The sequence below is a fragment of the Aeromonas sp. 3P genome, from assembly GCF_051919745.1.
Lineage (GTDB): Bacteria > Pseudomonadota > Gammaproteobacteria > Enterobacterales > Aeromonadaceae > Aeromonas > Aeromonas veronii.
This window is the reverse complement of record NZ_JBQBED010000001.1, coordinates 1715878-1731356: the sequence shown is the minus strand read 5'-3', so window position 1 is coordinate 1731356 and position 15479 is coordinate 1715878. Positions and strand designations below refer to the sequence as shown.

19 protein-coding genes are annotated in these 15479 nt (G+C 57.0%); 9 read left to right on the top strand and 10 right to left on the bottom strand.

Annotated features, from left to right (window positions below; translation table 11 throughout):
* Position 1: 1 nt before the first annotated feature.
* The 4 genes from ACTG19_RS07690 to ACTG19_RS07675 are packed head-to-tail and all read left to right on the top strand — an operon-like array spanning position 2 to position 1749.
* A complete protein-coding gene (locus ACTG19_RS07690; RefSeq protein ID WP_159163039.1) occupies positions 2-478 on the top strand; it encodes a DUF2878 domain-containing protein in 477 nt (158 codons plus the stop codon).
* The gene (locus ACTG19_RS07685; protein WP_005338671.1) at positions 475-696 is read left to right on the top strand and encodes a TIGR02450 family Trp-rich protein; all 222 of its coding nucleotides are present in this window, start codon (positions 475-477) and stop codon (positions 694-696) included. The genes ACTG19_RS07690 and ACTG19_RS07685 overlap by 4 nt, the downstream gene beginning before the upstream one ends.
* A complete protein-coding gene (locus ACTG19_RS07680) occupies positions 653-1195 on the top strand; it encodes a chalcone isomerase family protein (RefSeq protein WP_439988942.1) in 543 nt (180 codons plus the stop codon). The genes ACTG19_RS07685 and ACTG19_RS07680 overlap by 44 nt, the downstream gene beginning before the upstream one ends.
* Positions 1196-1209: 14 nt before the next feature.
* Positions 1210-1749 (top strand): DUF3833 domain-containing protein, encoded by a 540-nt coding sequence (locus ACTG19_RS07675; RefSeq protein WP_439988941.1) that lies wholly within the window; start codon positions 1210-1212, stop codon positions 1747-1749.
* A 73-nt stretch (positions 1750-1822) separates the two neighbouring features.
* On the opposite strand, the gene nqrM is transcribed toward ACTG19_RS07675, so the two are convergent.
* From nqrM to ACTG19_RS07630, 9 genes are all read right to left on the bottom strand, one after another.
* Positions 1823-2047: a (Na+)-NQR maturation NqrM gene (gene nqrM / locus ACTG19_RS07670; RefSeq protein ID WP_005338668.1), complete on the bottom strand. Its 225-nt coding sequence runs from the start codon at positions 2045-2047 to the stop codon at positions 1823-1825.
* A gap of 9 nt (positions 2048-2056) precedes the next feature.
* Positions 2057-3094: an FAD:protein FMN transferase gene (locus ACTG19_RS07665; RefSeq protein WP_439988940.1), complete on the bottom strand. Its 1038-nt coding sequence runs from the start codon at positions 3092-3094 to the stop codon at positions 2057-2059.
* A gap of 3 nt (positions 3095-3097) precedes the next feature.
* Positions 3098-4321 carry an NADH:ubiquinone reductase (Na(+)-transporting) subunit F gene (nqrF, locus tag ACTG19_RS07660; RefSeq protein ID WP_005338656.1) on the bottom strand — a complete coding sequence of 408 codons (1224 nt, stop codon included), beginning with the start codon at positions 4319-4321 and terminating at the stop codon, positions 3098-3100.
* 32 nt (positions 4322-4353) lie between these two features.
* Entirely contained in the window at positions 4354-4950 is a 597-nt protein-coding gene (gene nqrE / locus ACTG19_RS07655; RefSeq protein WP_005338645.1) for an NADH:ubiquinone reductase (Na(+)-transporting) subunit E, read from the bottom strand.
* 3 nt (positions 4951-4953) lie between these two features.
* Positions 4954-5586 carry an NADH:ubiquinone reductase (Na(+)-transporting) subunit D gene (locus ACTG19_RS07650; protein ID WP_005338644.1) on the bottom strand — a complete coding sequence of 211 codons (633 nt, stop codon included), beginning with the start codon at positions 5584-5586 and terminating at the stop codon, positions 4954-4956.
* Positions 5579-6367 carry a Na(+)-translocating NADH-quinone reductase subunit C gene (locus ACTG19_RS07645; protein ID WP_005338643.1) on the bottom strand — a complete coding sequence of 263 codons (789 nt, stop codon included), beginning with the start codon at positions 6365-6367 and terminating at the stop codon, positions 5579-5581. Before ACTG19_RS07645 ends, ACTG19_RS07650 begins: the two co-directional genes overlap by 8 nt.
* Positions 6357-7586: an NADH:ubiquinone reductase (Na(+)-transporting) subunit B gene (locus ACTG19_RS07640; protein WP_005338642.1), complete on the bottom strand. Its 1230-nt coding sequence runs from the start codon at positions 7584-7586 to the stop codon at positions 6357-6359. The genes ACTG19_RS07645 and ACTG19_RS07640 overlap by 11 nt, the downstream gene beginning before the upstream one ends.
* Before the next feature lie 3 nt (positions 7587-7589).
* Positions 7590-8933, bottom strand: a complete 1344-nt coding sequence (locus ACTG19_RS07635) for a Na(+)-translocating NADH-quinone reductase subunit A (RefSeq protein WP_005349684.1) — start codon at positions 8931-8933, stop codon at positions 7590-7592.
* Between the two features lie 434 nt (positions 8934-9367).
* Positions 9368-9682 carry a BolA family protein gene (locus ACTG19_RS07630; RefSeq protein ID WP_376895900.1) on the bottom strand — a complete coding sequence of 105 codons (315 nt, stop codon included), beginning with the start codon at positions 9680-9682 and terminating at the stop codon, positions 9368-9370.
* Positions 9683-9885: 203 nt separating this feature from the next.
* Here ACTG19_RS07630 and ACTG19_RS07625 point away from each other — a divergent pair, with 203 nt between their 5' ends.
* From ACTG19_RS07625 to ACTG19_RS07605, 5 genes are all read left to right on the top strand, one after another.
* Entirely contained in the window at positions 9886-11019 is a 1134-nt protein-coding gene (locus ACTG19_RS07625; protein WP_159163041.1) for a methyltransferase, read from the top strand.
* A gap of 17 nt (positions 11020-11036) precedes the next feature.
* Positions 11037-11621: a YajG family lipoprotein gene (locus tag ACTG19_RS07620; RefSeq protein WP_005349692.1), complete on the top strand. Its 585-nt coding sequence runs from the start codon at positions 11037-11039 to the stop codon at positions 11619-11621.
* Positions 11622-11623: 2 nt separating this feature from the next.
* Positions 11624-12199, top strand: a complete 576-nt coding sequence (locus tag ACTG19_RS07615) for a peptidylprolyl isomerase (protein ID WP_201904784.1) — start codon at positions 11624-11626, stop codon at positions 12197-12199.
* A 173-nt stretch (positions 12200-12372) separates the two neighbouring features.
* Entirely contained in the window at positions 12373-13752 is a 1380-nt protein-coding gene (locus tag ACTG19_RS07610) for an AmpG family muropeptide MFS transporter (RefSeq protein ID WP_041202292.1), read from the top strand.
* Positions 13753-13908: 156 nt separating this feature from the next.
* Positions 13909-14739 carry a nucleoside-specific channel-forming Tsx family protein gene (locus tag ACTG19_RS07605; RefSeq protein ID WP_047435495.1) on the top strand — a complete coding sequence of 277 codons (831 nt, stop codon included), beginning with the start codon at positions 13909-13911 and terminating at the stop codon, positions 14737-14739.
* 107 nt (positions 14740-14846) lie between these two features.
* Here ACTG19_RS07605 and ACTG19_RS07600 read toward each other — a convergent pair whose 3' ends face one another.
* Positions 14847-15329 (bottom strand): YajQ family cyclic di-GMP-binding protein, encoded by a 483-nt coding sequence (locus ACTG19_RS07600; protein WP_047435500.1) that lies wholly within the window; start codon positions 15327-15329, stop codon positions 14847-14849.
* Between the last annotated feature and the right edge of the window lie 150 nt (positions 15330-15479).

Below are 15479 nucleotides of genomic sequence, written 5' to 3'. Positions count from 1 at the left end.
AATGTGGCAGTGGGCTCACCTGCTGGGGTTTAACCTCTACTGGTTGCTGGCGGTGAAGTGGCAGCAGCCGGGCCCGCTGCTGGCAATGTTGCTGCTGCACTTTCTCTTCTCACCCAGCCGTCAGCGTGACTGGCGGCTGCTTCCCATCGCGGTCGTCGGCTGTCTGCTGGATGCCCTGCTCTGGCAGCTCGGCCTGTTCCGGTTCCCGTCCGGTTTTCCCCTCTGGCTGGTGCTGCTCTGGCTCGGTTTTGCCCTGACGCTGGCCCACGGTATGCGCTGGCTGCTGCGCTTGCCTCGCTGGCAGCAGGCGCTGTTTGGCGTGTTTGGCGGTGCTTCCTCCTATGTGGCGGGGGCTGCCATGGGGGCAGTAAACTTACCCTGGGGCATCTGGATCAGCACGGCGCTGCTGGCTGTGATCTGGATGTGGTGGTTACCCGTACTCCTGTGGGTAATGGTCAAGCTGGAGGGTGAGTCATGACAAACACCTTTTCGACCGACTCGTTGCTTTTTTCCAAATGGACCAAAGAGAGCCAGCATGAGCTCACTGATCGCTTCTATCTGGTGGTTGCCTGCCAGCGGGATGCGCAGGGGCAGCTGGTGCAGGTGGTGATGCAGGATATCAACACCCTGCAGGAACAGGAGATGGACTGGCATGAACTGGAAGACCCCAACCACTGGCATATGGGGTGGAATTAACCCGCTACTGCTGGCGTTTACGCTCTTGGCTGCAACCGCAGTGCAGGCTTCTGCCGCCCCCTGGCAGCAGTTGCGCCCGGTCGGGCAGGGGGAGATGAACTGGCTCTGGTTCAAGCTCTACGATGCCACCCTCTACAGTGCGAGCGGGCGCTATCAGCCCGGTCACTATCCGCAGGCCCTGACCCTCACCTATGCCAGAGCCATCGAGCGGGAAGATCTGCTGAGCGCTACTGCCGCGGAGTGGCAGCGGCTCGGTCTTGGCTCCGACGCCGAACGTCAGCGCTGGCTCGGCCAGCTCGCTGCACTCTGGCCCGATGTGCAGGCAGGCGACAAGCTCACCTTCTATGTCGACAAGGGCGGGGTAGGCCACTTCTGGTGGCAGGAGAAGCCCCTAGGTACCCTGGCCGATCCACAATTCTCGGCCGCTTTTCTCGCCATCTGGCTGGCTGACAACAGCCGCGATCCTGCCCTGACCCGCCGCCTGCGTGGCCAACCCTGAACATGGAGTCTCTGATGCCTTTCTATCGTGCATACCGCTGGTTGCTGTTGCTCCCCTTTTTGCTGCTGAGTGGCTGTGGTGCCAGTCTCGATGACTATCGTGGGCAGGGGCCAAACTGGGATCTCGCTCGTTTCTTCAACGGCAAATTGGTGGCTCACGGCCTGGTGACCGACCGCAGCGGCGAAGTGACCAGTCGCTTTCGGGTTGAGATGGTGGGTAGTTGGAAAGATGGCAAGGGAGAGCTGTTCGAGCTGTTCTACTTTGACGATGGCCGCCAGCAGACCCGTACCTGGTATCTGAGCAAGGGCGATTATGGTCATTGGCGCGGTACTGCTTCCGATGTGGTGGGCGAGGCGATCGGTAAAAGCCAAGGGTTTGCCCTCAACTGGCGCTATCAGCTTGATCTGGCGCTACCGGATGGCGAGGTTGTGCGGGTGAGCTTCGATGACTGGATGTACCTGCTGGACGAAGATCGTCTGATCAATCGTGCCGAGATCAGCAAGTTCGGTATCCATCTGGGTGAAGTGATCCTCTATATCGAACGTCAGCCCTGACCGTTAACGCAAGATAACGGCCAGTAAAAAGCGCGCCGATGGCGCGCTTTTGTTTACCGAAAAACCAGAGTCATCAGATGATGCGGTTCTCTTCTAGCATCTTGCGACGGGCCTCTTCCTTGGCCATCTTCTTCTTGCGGTTGTCGCAGGGTTCCGGGCAATCGCACTCTTTCTCGATGCCGACGCTACCCAGACCGCCACAGGAGCCGGAGATGGTCTTCTTCTGGAAGATGTAACCGATAGCCATGGCGGCTATCACCAGCATGAATACCCCGAAGGTGATCAGAAAAATCTGCATCTCTACCTCTTACTTCTTGACCAGATAGGGCTTGAAGGCATCGGAGTAAGCCTCTTCAAAGCCGTTGTCCGTCTTGGTGATCACGAAGATCGCCAGGCCGCGCTCGTTGGCATAGGCCAGGCTTTTCTCGGTCCCCATCACCATAAACACGGTGGCCAACCCGTCTGCAGTCATGCAGGAGGGATGGATCACGGTGACCGACACCAGACGGTGCTGGATCGGCTTGCCGCTGCGCGGATCTATGGTGTGGGAGAAGCGCTGACCATCCAGTTCATAGTAGTTGCGGTAATCGCCAGAGGTGGCCACCCCGTTGTCACCGGGCACGATCACCTCTTGCACCGTGCCGGTGCCTGCGGTGGGCTTCTCGATGGCCACGCGCCAGGGGTGACCCTTGCCGTTGACGCCATTGATCCGCAGCTCGCCGCCAATCTCCACCAGATAGTTACGCGCACCCAGTGACTCCAGATACTCGGCTACCTTGTCCACACCAAAGCCCTTGGCGATGGCGGAGAGATCGACGTAAAGATCCGGAATGTCTTTTTGCAGGGTGTCGGCATCCACCGAGGTGATGACGTGCAGGTTGCCCAGACCGGTCTTCTGGCGAGTCTGGGTGATCAGCTCGTCGGAAGGGACCTTGGTCGGCTTCTTGTTCGGGCCAAAGCCCCACAGATTGACCAAGGGGCCAACGGTGACGTCCAGCGCCCCCTGGCTCTCACGGCCAATGTGAATGGCCTCTGTGACGACCCGTGCGGTATCGCGGGAGACCACTACCGGTTTGTTGTCACGGCTCTGGTTGAAGCGCGACAGTTCGGAATCGGGGCGATAGGTCGACATCTGGTCGTTGACCCGCTCCAGCAACACATCCACCTCAGCTTGAAGTTTGGCCGGATCGCTGATGGCGCTGTCCGCCACCTTGATGGAGTAATAAGTGCCCATGGTGCTGCCGGTGATGTGGATCTCCGGTTTGGATTGGACCGTCTCCTGACCGCACCCAGTCAAGAAAAAGGCTAGCCCGAAGGCTAGCCAGGTCTTTACAACACTGTGCATGGATTAACCACCAAAGTCATCCAACAGGATGTTTTCGTCTTCAACGCCCAAGTCTTTGAGCATGTTGATGACGGCAGCGTTCATCACCGGAGGTCCACACATGTAGAACTCGCAATCTTCCGGTGCTTCGTGGTTCTTGAGATAGTTCTCGTAGAGCACGTTGTGGATGAAGCCGGTGTAGCCGTCCCAGTTGTCTTCCGGTTGCGGATCAGACAGGGCGACGTTCCAGGTGAAGTTCTCGTTCTCGGCGGCGAGCATGTCAAAGTCTTCGACATAGAACATTTCGCGCTTGGAACGGGCACCGTACCAGAAGCTCATCTTGCGCTTGGACTTCAGGCGACGCAGCTGGTCGAAGATATGGGAACGCATCGGCGCCATACCCGCACCACCACCGATGAATACCATTTCGGCATCGGTGTCCTTGGCGAAGAACTCACCGAACGGGCCGGAGATAGTCACTTTGTCGCCAGCCTTCAGGCTGAAGATATAGGAGGACATCTGTCCCGGAGGGGCAGTCCAGTTGCTGGGCGGCGGGGTTGCGATACGCACGTTCAGCATGATGATGCCGAACTCTTCCGGATAGTTGGCCATGGAGTAGGCACGGATGATTGGCTCATCGACCTTGGACTCCAGCTCAAAGATCTTGAAGCGATCCCAGTCACCGCGATACTCCTCGGGAATATCGAAGTTCTTGTAGTGCACGTGGTGAGCCGGGGCTTCAATCTGGATATAACCACCGGCGCGGAACGGTACGCTCTCGCCATCGGGGATCTGCAGCTTGAGCTCCTTGATGAAGGTGGCCTTGTTATCGTTGGAGATAACAGTACATTCCCACTTCTTCACCCCGAAGATCTCTTCCGGCAGTTCGATATCCATGTCGGAGCGAACGGTAACCTGACAGGCCAGACGCTCGCCATGACGGGCTTCGCCCTTGCTGATGTGATCCAGTTCGGTCGGCAGAATGTCGCCGCCACCGGATTTCACCCGTACCTTGCACTGGCCGCAGGAGCCACCGCCGCCACAGGCGGAGGAGACGAAGATACCGCTGCCAGCCAGCACGCCGAGCAGCTTGCCACCGGCCGGGCTGGTCACAGCCTTGGCCGGGTCACCATTGATGCTGATTGTCACGTCGCCCGCGGTCACCAGCTTGGACTTGGCGAACAGAATGACTGCCACCAGAGCCAGCAGGATCACGGTAAACATGACCACACCCAAAATAATTTCCATCTATCGTTCCTTTCTGATTGCAGGAAAGCCGATTACAGGGAGATACCAGAGAAGGACATGAAGCCCAGCGCCATCAGACCGGCGGTGATGAAGGTGATGCCCAGACCGCGCAGGCCTTCCGGAACATCGGAGTACTTCATCTTCTCGCGGATACCCGCCAGCGCAACGATCGCCAGCATCCAGCCTGCCCCTGAACCCACACCGTAGACCACAGACTCCATGAAGTTGTAGTCACGCTGCACCATGAAGGAGACGCCACCGAAGATGGCGCAGTTCACGGTGATGAGCGGCAGGAAGATACCCAGCGCGTTGTAGAGTGCCGGGAAGTACTTGTCCAGCGCCATCTCCAGGATCTGTACCAGTGCTGCAATCACACCGATGAAGGTGATGAAGCTCAGGAAGCTCAGATCCAGACCGGATACCAGAGCGCCATCTTTAAGCACGTAGTTGTAGATCAGGTTGTTGGCAGGAACCGCGATGGTCTGCACCACAATAACGGCAATACCCAGACCCATGGAGGTCTTTACCTTCTTGGACACCGCCAGGAAGGTACACATCCCCAGGAAGAAGGAGAGTGCCAGGTTTTCGATGAAGATCGATTTAATTAACAGACTCAGATAGTGTTCCATACCTTAATCCTTCGCCTCCACCTGCTTGGGATCCTTGGTGCGCACGCCCCAAATGATCAGACCAATGATGAAGAATGCACTCGGCGGCAGCAGCAGCAGGCCGTTGGGCACATACCAGCCACCGTTATTCACCAGCGGCAGCAGCTCGATGCCGAACCAGGTGCCGGAGCCCAGCAGTTCACGCACGGTCGCGACACTCAGCAGAATGGCACCATAGCCCAGACCGTTGCCGATACCATCCAGGAAGGAGGGCAGCGGGGCACTCTTCATGGCGTACGCTTCAGCGCGGCCCATTACGATACAGTTGGTGATGATCAGACCCACGAAGACCGACAGTTGCTTGGAGATGTCATAGGCATACGCCTTGAGCACCTGGTCAACCACGATAACCAGTGAGGCGATGATCGCCATCTGCACGATGATCCGGACGCTGTTCGGGATCTGGTTGCGGATCAGGGAGATGAACAGGTTTGAGAAGGCGGTGACCGCCATGACCGCGAGGGTCATTACAAACGCAGTTTTCATCTGGCTGGTAACCGCCAGTGCAGAACAGACACCCAGCACCTGCAAGGCGATGGGGTTGTTGCCCAGCACAGGCGTCAACAGCAACTTCTTCATTTCGCTCTTGTCAGCCATTGTTGATTTCTCCTGCACGAACCTTGGCCAGGAAAGGACCGAAGCCCTTGGGACCCATCCAGAAGTCGAAGGTATGCTGTACGCCGTTACCGGTCAGAGTGGCACCGGAGAGACCATCGATCTCGTGCTCGGAGCCCGCCGGAGCATGGCCCTTGATGACGCGCAGCGCCGGCATGCCATTCTGGTCGAACAGTTTCTTGTCCTTGAACAGCGCCTGCCAGGCCGGGTTTTCGATCTCGCCACCCAGACCCGGGGTTTCACCGTGGTCGTAGTAGGTGATGCCTTTGATAGTCTGGCCATCAGCGGCAACGGCGACGAAAGCATACATGGTCGACCACAGACCCTGACCATAGATGGGCAGGATGATGCTGTCGATCTTGCCTTCGGCATCCTTGGCGAAGAATACCGGGATCTGCTTGGAGATCTGACGCAGGCTGGCCTTGTCGTCAGCGGCGGCAAGACGGATGCTGCGGGCCGGATCTTTGGCAGCCTGCTTGGTGTCGAAGTTGTCGGCATCACCGTCAACAAAGTCACCGGTCGCCAGATCCACCAGACGGGCTTCGATCTTCTCGCCGTACAGTTTGGCCAGGTCGCGCTTGGCCACTTCGCTCACATCCACACCGGCTACGGCGAGAATGTTGCTCTGCTTGTCCAGCGCCTTGTTTTCCTGCTGGGTAGAACGCAGGCCCACAGCGGCAACGGATACCACGATGGAACAGGCCAGACAGAGGCCGGTGACCACGCTGACGGTGCCGAGGGTTGAATCTTTATTAAACGCCACGAGCAATCCTCCGCTTGATGTTTGCCTGAGCGACGAAGTGGTCAAACAGGGGAGCAAACAGGTTCGCAAACAGAATGGCCAGCATCATGCCTTCCGGGAACGCAGGGTTGACCACGCGAACCAGCACGACCATTACGCCGATCAGGGCGCCATACCACCACTTGCCTTTGTTGGTAAAGGCGGCGGAGACAGGGTCGGTCGCCATGAAGGCCATACCGAAGGCGAAGCCACCCAGTACCAGATGCCAGTGCCACGGCATGTTGAACATGGGGTTGGTATCGGAACCGATGACGTTGAACAGCAGGGAGGTGGCGATCATACCGATCATCACGCCGGCGATGATGCGCCAGGAGGCGATGCGCATGTAGACGATCATGGCGGCACCCAGCAGGATCATCAGGGTAGAGACTTCACCGATGGAACCCGGCAGATTACCCAGGAAAGCGTCCATCCAGCTGATAGCCTGGCCGGTTGCACCGTTGATCAGCGCCATCTGGCCGCCTTGGGCCCACTGGCTCAGTGCAGTCGCGCCGGAGAAGCCGTCAACGGCAACCCACACGGCGTCACCGGAGATCTGGCCCGGGTAGGCGAAGAACAGGAACGCACGACCAGCCAGCGCCGGGTTCAGGAAGTTCTTGCCGGTACCACCGAACACCTCTTTGGCCATCACCACACCGAAGGTGATACCCAGCGCAGCTTGCCACAGGGGCAGCTCGGGCGGCACGATCAGGGCAAACAGAATGGAGGTCACGAAGAAGCCTTCGTTGATCTCGTGTTTGCGCACCATGGCGAACAGCACTTCCCAGAAACCACCGACAAAGAAGACGGTGATGTAGATCGGGAAGAAGTGGGTGGCGCCGATCAGCATCTTGCTGCCGATACCGGCAACAGCCGGATCGAGGGAGGCGCCCAGCATGGTAGCCAGGGCATATTGCCAGCTGCTGGCACCAGCAGCCGAGCCCATGTGGGCAATGGCGGCAATCGCCTGGTTACCAACGTTGTACATGCCCCAGAACATGGCCGGGAACACGGCCAGCCACACCATGATCATCATGCGCTTCAGATCGAGCGCATCACGAACGTGGGAGGCGTTGCGGGTAACGCTACCCGGGGTGTAGAACAGGGTGTACGCCGCTTCGAACAGGGCATAGTACTTGGCGTACTTTCCACCCGGTTCGAAGTGGTGTTCCATATTTTCAAGAAGTTGCTTGAAACTCATCGCTTAACCTTCCAGTTCAATCTTGGTCAGGCACTCACGCAAGATCGGGCCGTACTCTGTCTTGCCGGGGCAGACAAAGGTACAGAGCGCCAAATCTTCCTCATCCAGCTCCAGGCAGCCCAGTGCTTGCGCACCGTCGGTATCGCCGGAGACCATGTCCCGCAGCAGCAGGGTCGGCAGGATGTCGAGTGGCATCACCCGCTCATAGTTGCCGATAGGCACCATGGAACGGTCACTACCGTTGGTAGTGGTGGTGAAGTTGATCAGCTTGCCCTTCATCAGATGAGAGAGGGTGGTACGGGTGATAGAGAACTTGTTGGCGCTGGGGTTGATCCAGCCCAGGAACTCTTTCTCGCGACCTTCACCCAGCACGCAAACCTGATTGTGATAGCGGCCCAGGTAGTCGTGAACACCTTCGGCTTTGGCACCACTCAGGATAGAACCGGAGATGATACGGTTTTCGTCGGCACGCAGCTCATTGTTGGTGAGCTGGCTGATGCAGGCGCCCAGACGGGTACGCAGCAGACGCGGCTTGAGCACGTTCGGGCCAGCCAGCGCGATCACCTTGTCAGTGAAGATCTGACCGGTGGTGAACAGCTTGCCGAATGCAATCACATCCTGATAGTTGATGTGCCACTGCACTTTGGTGCTGCTGACCGGATCCAGGAAGTGGATATGGGTACCCGGCAGACCGGCAGGGTGCGGACCAACGAAGATCTCTTCCTTGACCTGAGCCAGCGGAGAGTGGGGCAGACTGCCTTCGCCTTTACAGACGTAGACGGCGCCGTCGGTCAGGCGGGTCAATACGGCCAGACCATCGAGGAAGGCCTGCGGCTGTTCCTTGATAATCAGCTCGGCATCGGCTGCCAGCGGGTTGGTGTCCATTGCAGTCACAAAGATGGCGCGCGGGGCAGACGCTACCGCGGGGACTTTGCTGAACGGACGGGTACGCAACGCAGTCCATTGACCTGATGCGACCAGGATCTCTTGCACCTTGCTGCGCTCGAGCTTGGCCAGCTCGGCAGAGGCAAAATGCTCAAACGTCACCTGTTCATCGGAACCGTCGAGGTCGATGACCACAGACTGGAGAACACGTTTGGCACCACGGTTGATCTCTGAAACCACACCGGTGGCAGGAGCTGTGAATTTAACGCCCGGATTCTTCTTGTCTTCAAAAAGATCCTGACCTTTGATGACGCGATCACCTACTTTGACGAACATAGTAGGTCGCATCCCCACAAACTCCTCGCCCAGTGTCGCAACACGGGTGATGGCGGGGCCATCGTAGATTACTTGCTCTGGCGCACCCAGCACGGGGATGTCCAGTCCTCTTTTGATTGTAATCATACTTACTTGCACTACCGTTACGGGAGAGGTTGGTTAGCGCCGAGAAATACATCACGACGGGTGGTTGAATGAGTCGATGTTGTGGTTGCGCCAGGTGGGCAGGCTCAACAATTATTCAACATGCAGGCTCACTCAAAAGCGCTTGAGTTTACCACTTAAGGTGCATTTTCTGCCATGCCAAATGGGCAAAATCCCCGTGCCATCACAAAATTAACCTGCAATGAATAAGCCCCTGACACCTTGTAAGTAGTGGTTTTAAAGGTTTTTTTATTTCGATACCTCGATGGGGGTATTTGCCGTTGTCTCCACTATAAGCAAAAAGCCTTGATGCCGAAATATACCCCCTTGGATGTAGCCTTTTCGGGGTCAATGGGGGAAATATGTTTAATTTTTGTTGGCAGGTTCTCGAGGGGAATCCTGTGGTACAACCGGTTTCAGGAGAGCGACGGTTTGCCAACGCAGCTCGGGGTGCGCGGGGCGTGGCCTTTTTCCTGCCACTCGTTCTCGGTGTAGGTATGCAGCGCCAGTGCATGAACGGCACCGGCCAGCTCGTCGGCCAGCACCGCGTTGACCTGACGATGACGGGCCAGCAGCCGCTGCCCTGCAAATTGCTCGCTGACGATCACCACCTTGAAGTGGCTCTCAGATCCCGGTTCCACACGGTGCATGTGGCTTTCGTTGATCACCTCCAGCACGGTGGGGGAGAGGGCGGCGGTCAGCTTGGCTTCAATCAGTTGTTGGATGGTCATCGGATCGGCTTCCAGAGTGAATGTCGGGCCATTCTATCGGTAGTCGCGGGATGGAATAAGCCCCCGTAAGAGGGAAATCACCTGTCAGTTGCCCCTTGATGCGCATCGAACTGGTGAAATTCCTGCTCCTCGCTAGAATAGCGCCACTTTGCGTCGCCCCTGGCGCCTGTATACACGAATCAAGCCGAGGTTGGACTCTTCCTATGCAAACCCTTCTCGACACTCCCCATTGCCAGCTCACGCTCTACCGCTATCCGCGCCAGAGTCAGGAGACCCTGCAAGCCTGGGATGCGGCTGACGAATATCTGATCAATACCCTGGCGGAGTCTCCCCTCGAGCAGGCGGGCCCCGTCATCATCATGAATGATGGCTTTGGCGCGCTGGCCGCCTATCTGCATCCGCACTCCCCCTGCTGCGTCACCGACTCCTACATCAGTGAGCGGGCGACCCTGGCCAATCTGGCCGAAAACGGGCTGGATGCAGGCGGGATCCGCTTGCAGGATGCGCTGGCGCCGCTGCCCGATGCCCCTGCGCTGGTGGTGATCAAGGTCTCCAAATATCAGGCTCTATTGGAGCAGCAACTGCTGGCGCTGCGTGCGGTGGTGACACCGGCAACCCGCGTTATCGCTGCCGGCAAGGCGAAGGATATTCATACCTCCACGCTCAAGTTGTTCGAGAAGTATCTGGGGCCTACCCGTACCTCGCTGGCCTGGAAAAAGGCGCGCCTTATTCACTGCGAGCCGCAGGCGGGGCAACCCGCGCTAGCCAACCCCTTCCCGACTGTCTGGCCGCTGGAGGGGAGTGGCATGCTCATCCACAACCATGCCAACGTCTTCTCGCGCACCAGTCTCGATATCGGTGCCCGCTTTATGCTGGACAACCTGCCCATCCACAGTGCCCGCAAGGTGATCGATCTGGGCTGTGGCAACGGGGTGTTGGGTCTGTCGCTGCTCGCCAAAGACAGCGAGGTGGAGGTGACCTTTATCGATGAATCCTATATGGCAGTCGCCTCGGCACAGCTCAACGTCGAGCACAATCTGCCCGATGCACTGCCGCGCGCCCACTTTATGGTCAATAACTGTCTCGACGGGGTGGCGGTCGCCTCGGCGGATCGGATCCTCTGCAACCCTCCTTTCCATCAGCTGCAGGCGATCACCGATCATATCGCATGGCAGATGTTCAGCGATGCGCACCGGGTGTTGCCTCAAGGGGGTGAACTCTGGATAGTAGGCAACCGTCATCTGGACTATCACAACAAACTCAAGCGCTTGTTTGCCAACGCACAAGTCGTTGCGTCGAACAGCAAATTCGTTATTTTGAAAGCCATCAAACGCTAAAGCCAAAGGAAACCATGATGAAAAAGTCACTCTTGCTGCTGGCCGCCCTGATGCTGGGCGGGTGTGCCACTCATTGGCCGGAGACAGCGCTGCTCAATCCGCAGGTGATCCCCGCCAACCAGCAATACTACTCTGGCAATCGCATCACCATGGAAGGGGTGGACAAGCGTGAGGCTGCCTACGTCTTCTCCATCAAACATAAAGAGAAAGCGCCCGTGCTGGTCAACAGTGAGCGTCCGCTCAACCTGCTGATGGCCGAGCGGCTGGCCGAAGGTCTGCGCAGCCAGGGTCTCGAAGTGGGCAACAGTGGCACCACCAACCTGACACTGGTGATCTCTAACGCCGCAGTCAATGTGGAAGAGAAGACCTTTACCTATGTCACCAAGTCCCGTGTCAGCCTGCAGGTGATCGCTGATTTCCAGGGCAACCGTCTGACCAAGCAGTTCAACATGTCCTCCAGCAAGGAGAGCCCGAGCGAGCCAAGCATGGCCGACCTGGAGTCTACACTGAACCTGCAACTGGGTAGCGTGCTGCAGCAGATCATGGCGGATGATGCGCTGCGCGGTTACCTGAAAGGTCAACCGAACGGTGCAGGGGTCTGATGATGAAAAAACTCTGGTTGCTGGCCATGCTGATCGCCCCGCTGGCGTTTGCAGGCCCGAAAGTCAGAATGGAGACCAACCACGGCAATATCGTGGTGGAGCTGGCGTCCAAGCAGGCGCCCCAGACGGTGAAAAACTTCCTGCGCTACGTGGCTGATGGCAGCTATGACGGCAGTATCTTCCACCGGGTGATCCAGGATTTCGTGGTGCAGGGTGGGGGCTACAACCAGCAGTTCCAGCAGTTGCCGACTTATGAGCCTGTGGTCAACGAGTCGCGTGGCGGTCTGCCCAACAAGCGTGGTTCCATCGCCATGGCTCGCACCCAGGCGGTCGACAGCGCTACTCGCCAGTTCTACTTCAATCTGGTCGACAACAATAACCTCAACGCCGGTGGCTCTGCGGGTTATACCGTGTTCGGTCAGGTGGTTCAGGGGATGGAGGTGCTGGACAAACTGGCTCAGGTACAGACCGGTTACAGCCCCATTCTGCGCGCCAACGATGTGCCGACCAGTCCCATCATTCTGAAGAAGGTGGTCTTGCTGGCAGAAACTCCGGCAGACAAGAAAGCGGGCAAGTAACTCTCGCCGGACGCGGTTCGTCACCTCGCCCTCGTCAGGTCACAATACAAGGCTCATCCCGTTCAGGATGGGCCTTTTCTCTATCCGGACTTCTTTTGCCTATCTCTTTGCTCGCCTTGGCTATCTGCAATCAACCTGCCAAAATGACGCACTTTTCCAAAGTCGTCAGGTAGTTGAACATGATCCGCAAACCAAGCTGGAGAGAGTCCCTCGCCGTCTATCTCGAATTTCGGGTGTTTATTCTCTTTGCCATGGGTTTTTCATCGGGTCTGCCGCTGCTACTGGTGTTCGGTACCCTCTCATTCTGGTTGCGCGAGGCCGATGTCAGCCTGACCGATATCGGCTATATGAGCTGGGTGGCGCTCGCCTATGGCTTTAAATGGCTGTGGTCGCCGCTGGTGGATCGCATGCCGCTGCCGTTGCTCTCCACGCTGCTGGGGCGTCGCCGTAGCTGGATGTTCTTCTCCCAGTTGCTGATTGCCGCTGCGCTGGTCGGCATGGCGTTCTGCGATCCCAAGACCGAGCTGGCCCAGCTAGCGATGTTTGCCCTGCTGGTGGCCTTTGCCTCGGCCACGCAGGATATCGTCATCGACGCCTATCGCATCGAATCTGCCCCCGAGCGGCTGCAGGCGGCGATGGCTGCTTCTTACATGACCGGCTACCGACTGGCGATGATCATGGCGGGCGCCGGTGCGCTGGCGCTGGCGGCGTGGTTTGGCAGCAACAGCGGCTATGACTATCGTGGCTGGCAGATTACCTATCTGGTGATGGCGGGTCTGATGTCACTCGGGGTTATCACCACGCTGTTTTGCCACGAGCCGGATATCGATCTGGCCGAGCAGGGCAAACAACAGGCCGAACGCAAGGCGCAGCTCCTGGAAAAAGGGTGGCCAGCTCTGCTGGCGAGTGCGGGGGCCTGGGGCTATGAGGCGGTCTGGTGTCCGTTTGCCGATTTCTTTCGTCGCTATGGCAGCTCGGCGCTGCTGATCCTGGCTCTGATCGCCTGCTATCGGGTTGCTGATGTGGTGATGGGGGTGATGTCCAACAGCTTCTATGTGGATATGCAGTTCAGCAAGACCGAGGTTGCGACCATTACCAAGGTGTTTGGCGTCATCATGACGCTAGTGGGGGCGGCGCTGGGGGGCGTGCTGGTGATGCGCTTCGGTACGCTGCGCATCCTGTTCTTGGGGGCGCTGCTCACTGCCAGCACCAACCTGCTGTTTGCCCTGCTCAATCAGGTTGGTCACAACCTGGAGCTGCTGACCCTGATCATTTCCCTCGACAACCTCAGTGCCGGTATCGCGACCGCGGCCTTCGTGACCTATCTCTCCAGCCTGACCAATGTGGCATTTTCGGCCACTCAGTACGCCCTGTTCAGCTCGGTAATGTTGCTGCTACCCAAGTTGCTGGCCGGTTTTTCCGGACAGGTTGTGGAGCAGATTGGCTACAGTGCCTTCTTTGTCGGAACCAGTTTATTGGGCTTGCCCGTGTTGTTGTTGATTGTGCTGGTCGCCAGAAAAGGGAGTGAGTTGCTCTCAACGGCTGACAAATAGCAAGCGTTTGCGTAGAATCGGGGGTGATTAGATTCACACTTCCGGATAAAGTTCCCGAGAAGTTGTTTCACCCCCAATTTTATTTGATTAGAATCCCTCTCGCTCCTTGTGGGCAGGCTACGGAAAACCTCAACTAACGCACAAGAGACCAATAAAATGGCCAAATTTACCAAGACTCTGATCGCTGCCGGTCTGCTGGCTGCTGCCGCTACCCCGGCCTTCGCTGCTGACTACAGCGGTGATATCCACAAGAATGACTTCAAATGGTTCCAGTTCAACGTCATGCATACCATCGATCAGATGCCGCATGCTGATGGACAAGATTTCAACGACACTTATTTTGAAATGGAGTTTGGTGGTCGTTCCGGTATTTTTGATCTGTATGGTTATGTCGATGTATTCGATATTTTCCAGAGCAGCCATAGCGATAAGCACAACGGCGAAAACATGTTTATCAAGTTCGCTCCGCGTATCTCTATCGATGGTATGACTGGTAAAGATCTCTCGTTTGGTCCGGTTCAAGAGTTGTACGTAGCTAACCTTATTAACGTTGGCGGTGCAGATGGCCAGTTTGAAGCTATGACCGGTCTGGGCGCTGATGTGATGGTACCTTGGTTCGGCAAGATGGGCATGAACCTTTACGCTCGTCATGTTAATGAAGGTAGCGGTGAGCAAGGCTGGAATGGCTATCAGTTCTCCGTGAACTGGTTCAAGCCTTTCTACACCTTCTCCAACGGCAGCTTTGTTGCCTATCAGGGTTACTTGGATCACCTGTTTGATGCCAAAGACAGCTCCAGTACTGGTACCAACATGTTTAACGGTATCTACTGGCACAATGACCGCTTTGCTGTTGGCTATGGTCTGAAATACTTCCATGATGTGTACGGCATCAAAAATGGTTACCAGCCTGACCCGACAGACAAGCCTGATTTGCACCTGAAAACTACAGGCTTCGGTCACTACTTCGACGTTACCTACAAGTTCTAATAAAACTTGGGGTACAAAAAACCGGAGCATCTGCTCCGGTTTTTTTATGGCCGCGATTTAGATAGCGTGGCGCGAGTCATCAAGTGCGCCACGGCTGAGTGGATAAATCAGTCGCGGAAGTTCTGGAACTGCATCGGTTGACCCAGTTCGGCGCCACGGACCAGTGCCATGGTCTCTTGCAGATCGTCACGCTTCTTGCCGGTGACACGTACTTCATCACCCTGGATGGCGACCTGTACCTTGATTTTGGAGTCCTTGATCAGCTTGACCAGCTTCTTGGCGATCTCTTTCTCGATCCCCTGCTTGAATTTGACGGTCAGGTGGAAACGCTTGCCGGAGTGAACGGAGTCACCCACTTCCATGGAGCTGTTTTCGATGTTGCGCTTGAGCAGGGCGCCGCGCAGGATTTCGACCATCTGCTTGAGCTGGAAATCAGCATCGGCTTCCAGCTTTACCTCTTCCTTGTTCAACTCGAAGCTGGCTTCTACCCCACGAAAATCGAAACGGGTGGCCAGTTCACGATTGGCGTTGTCGACTGCGTTCAACACCTCGTTCATTTTGACTTCAGAGATAATATCGAATGACGGCATAGCCGGAGCTCCTCATGTTGCGTTATCGGGGGGCAAATCTACCAGAAAACGGGCAAATTTGCTGATTTTGATGGGGTTGCTCTGCTAGAATCCCCTGCGCACAGGACGGGTGGACCCGTTAGTGTCCACCAGCGACATCTTCACTTATCC

Excerpts from the sequence above, each read along its gene's own strand:
- nqrE (WP_005338645.1), bottom strand. The coding sequence starts at position 4,950 with ATGGAACACTATCTGAGTCTGTTAATTAAATCGATCTTCATCGAAAAC.
- nqrF (WP_005338656.1), bottom strand. The coding sequence starts at position 4,321 with ATGGAAATTATTTTGGGTGTGGTCATGTTTACCGTGATCCTGCTGGCT.
- ACTG19_RS07620 (WP_005349692.1), top strand. The coding sequence starts at position 11,037 with ATGAAAAAGTCACTCTTGCTGCTGGCCGCCCTGATGCTGGGCGGGTGT.
- ACTG19_RS07635 (WP_005349684.1), bottom strand. The coding sequence starts at position 8,933 with ATGATTACAATCAAAAGAGGACTGGACATCCCCGTGCTGGGTGCGCCA.
- ACTG19_RS07640 (WP_005338642.1), bottom strand. The coding sequence starts at position 7,586 with ATGAGTTTCAAGCAACTTCTTGAAAATATGGAACACCACTTCGAACCG.
- ACTG19_RS07690 (WP_159163039.1), top strand. The coding sequence starts at position 2 with ATGTGGCAGTGGGCTCACCTGCTGGGGTTTAACCTCTACTGGTTGCTG.
- ACTG19_RS07650 (WP_005338644.1), bottom strand. The coding sequence starts at position 5,586 with ATGGCTGACAAGAGCGAAATGAAGAAGTTGCTGTTGACGCCTGTGCTG.
- ACTG19_RS07600 (WP_047435500.1), bottom strand. The coding sequence starts at position 15,329 with ATGCCGTCATTCGATATTATCTCTGAAGTCAAAATGAACGAGGTGTTG.
- ACTG19_RS07680 (WP_439988942.1), top strand. The coding sequence starts at position 653 with ATGAACTGGAAGACCCCAACCACTGGCATATGGGGTGGAATTAACCCG.
- nqrM (WP_005338668.1), bottom strand. The coding sequence starts at position 2,047 with ATGCAGATTTTTCTGATCACCTTCGGGGTATTCATGCTGGTGATAGCC.
- ACTG19_RS07665 (WP_439988940.1), bottom strand. The coding sequence starts at position 3,094 with ATGCACAGTGTTGTAAAGACCTGGCTAGCCTTCGGGCTAGCCTTTTTC.
- ACTG19_RS07615 (WP_201904784.1), top strand. The coding sequence starts at position 11,624 with ATGAAAAAACTCTGGTTGCTGGCCATGCTGATCGCCCCGCTGGCGTTT.
- ACTG19_RS07625 (WP_159163041.1), top strand. The coding sequence starts at position 9,886 with ATGCAAACCCTTCTCGACACTCCCCATTGCCAGCTCACGCTCTACCGC.
- ACTG19_RS07605 (WP_047435495.1), top strand. The coding sequence starts at position 13,909 with ATGGCCAAATTTACCAAGACTCTGATCGCTGCCGGTCTGCTGGCTGCT.
- ACTG19_RS07675 (WP_439988941.1), top strand. The coding sequence starts at position 1,210 with ATGCCTTTCTATCGTGCATACCGCTGGTTGCTGTTGCTCCCCTTTTTG.
- ACTG19_RS07685 (WP_005338671.1), top strand. The coding sequence starts at position 475 with ATGACAAACACCTTTTCGACCGACTCGTTGCTTTTTTCCAAATGGACC.
- ACTG19_RS07630 (WP_376895900.1), bottom strand. The coding sequence starts at position 9,682 with ATGACCATCCAACAACTGATTGAAGCCAAGCTGACCGCCGCCCTCTCC.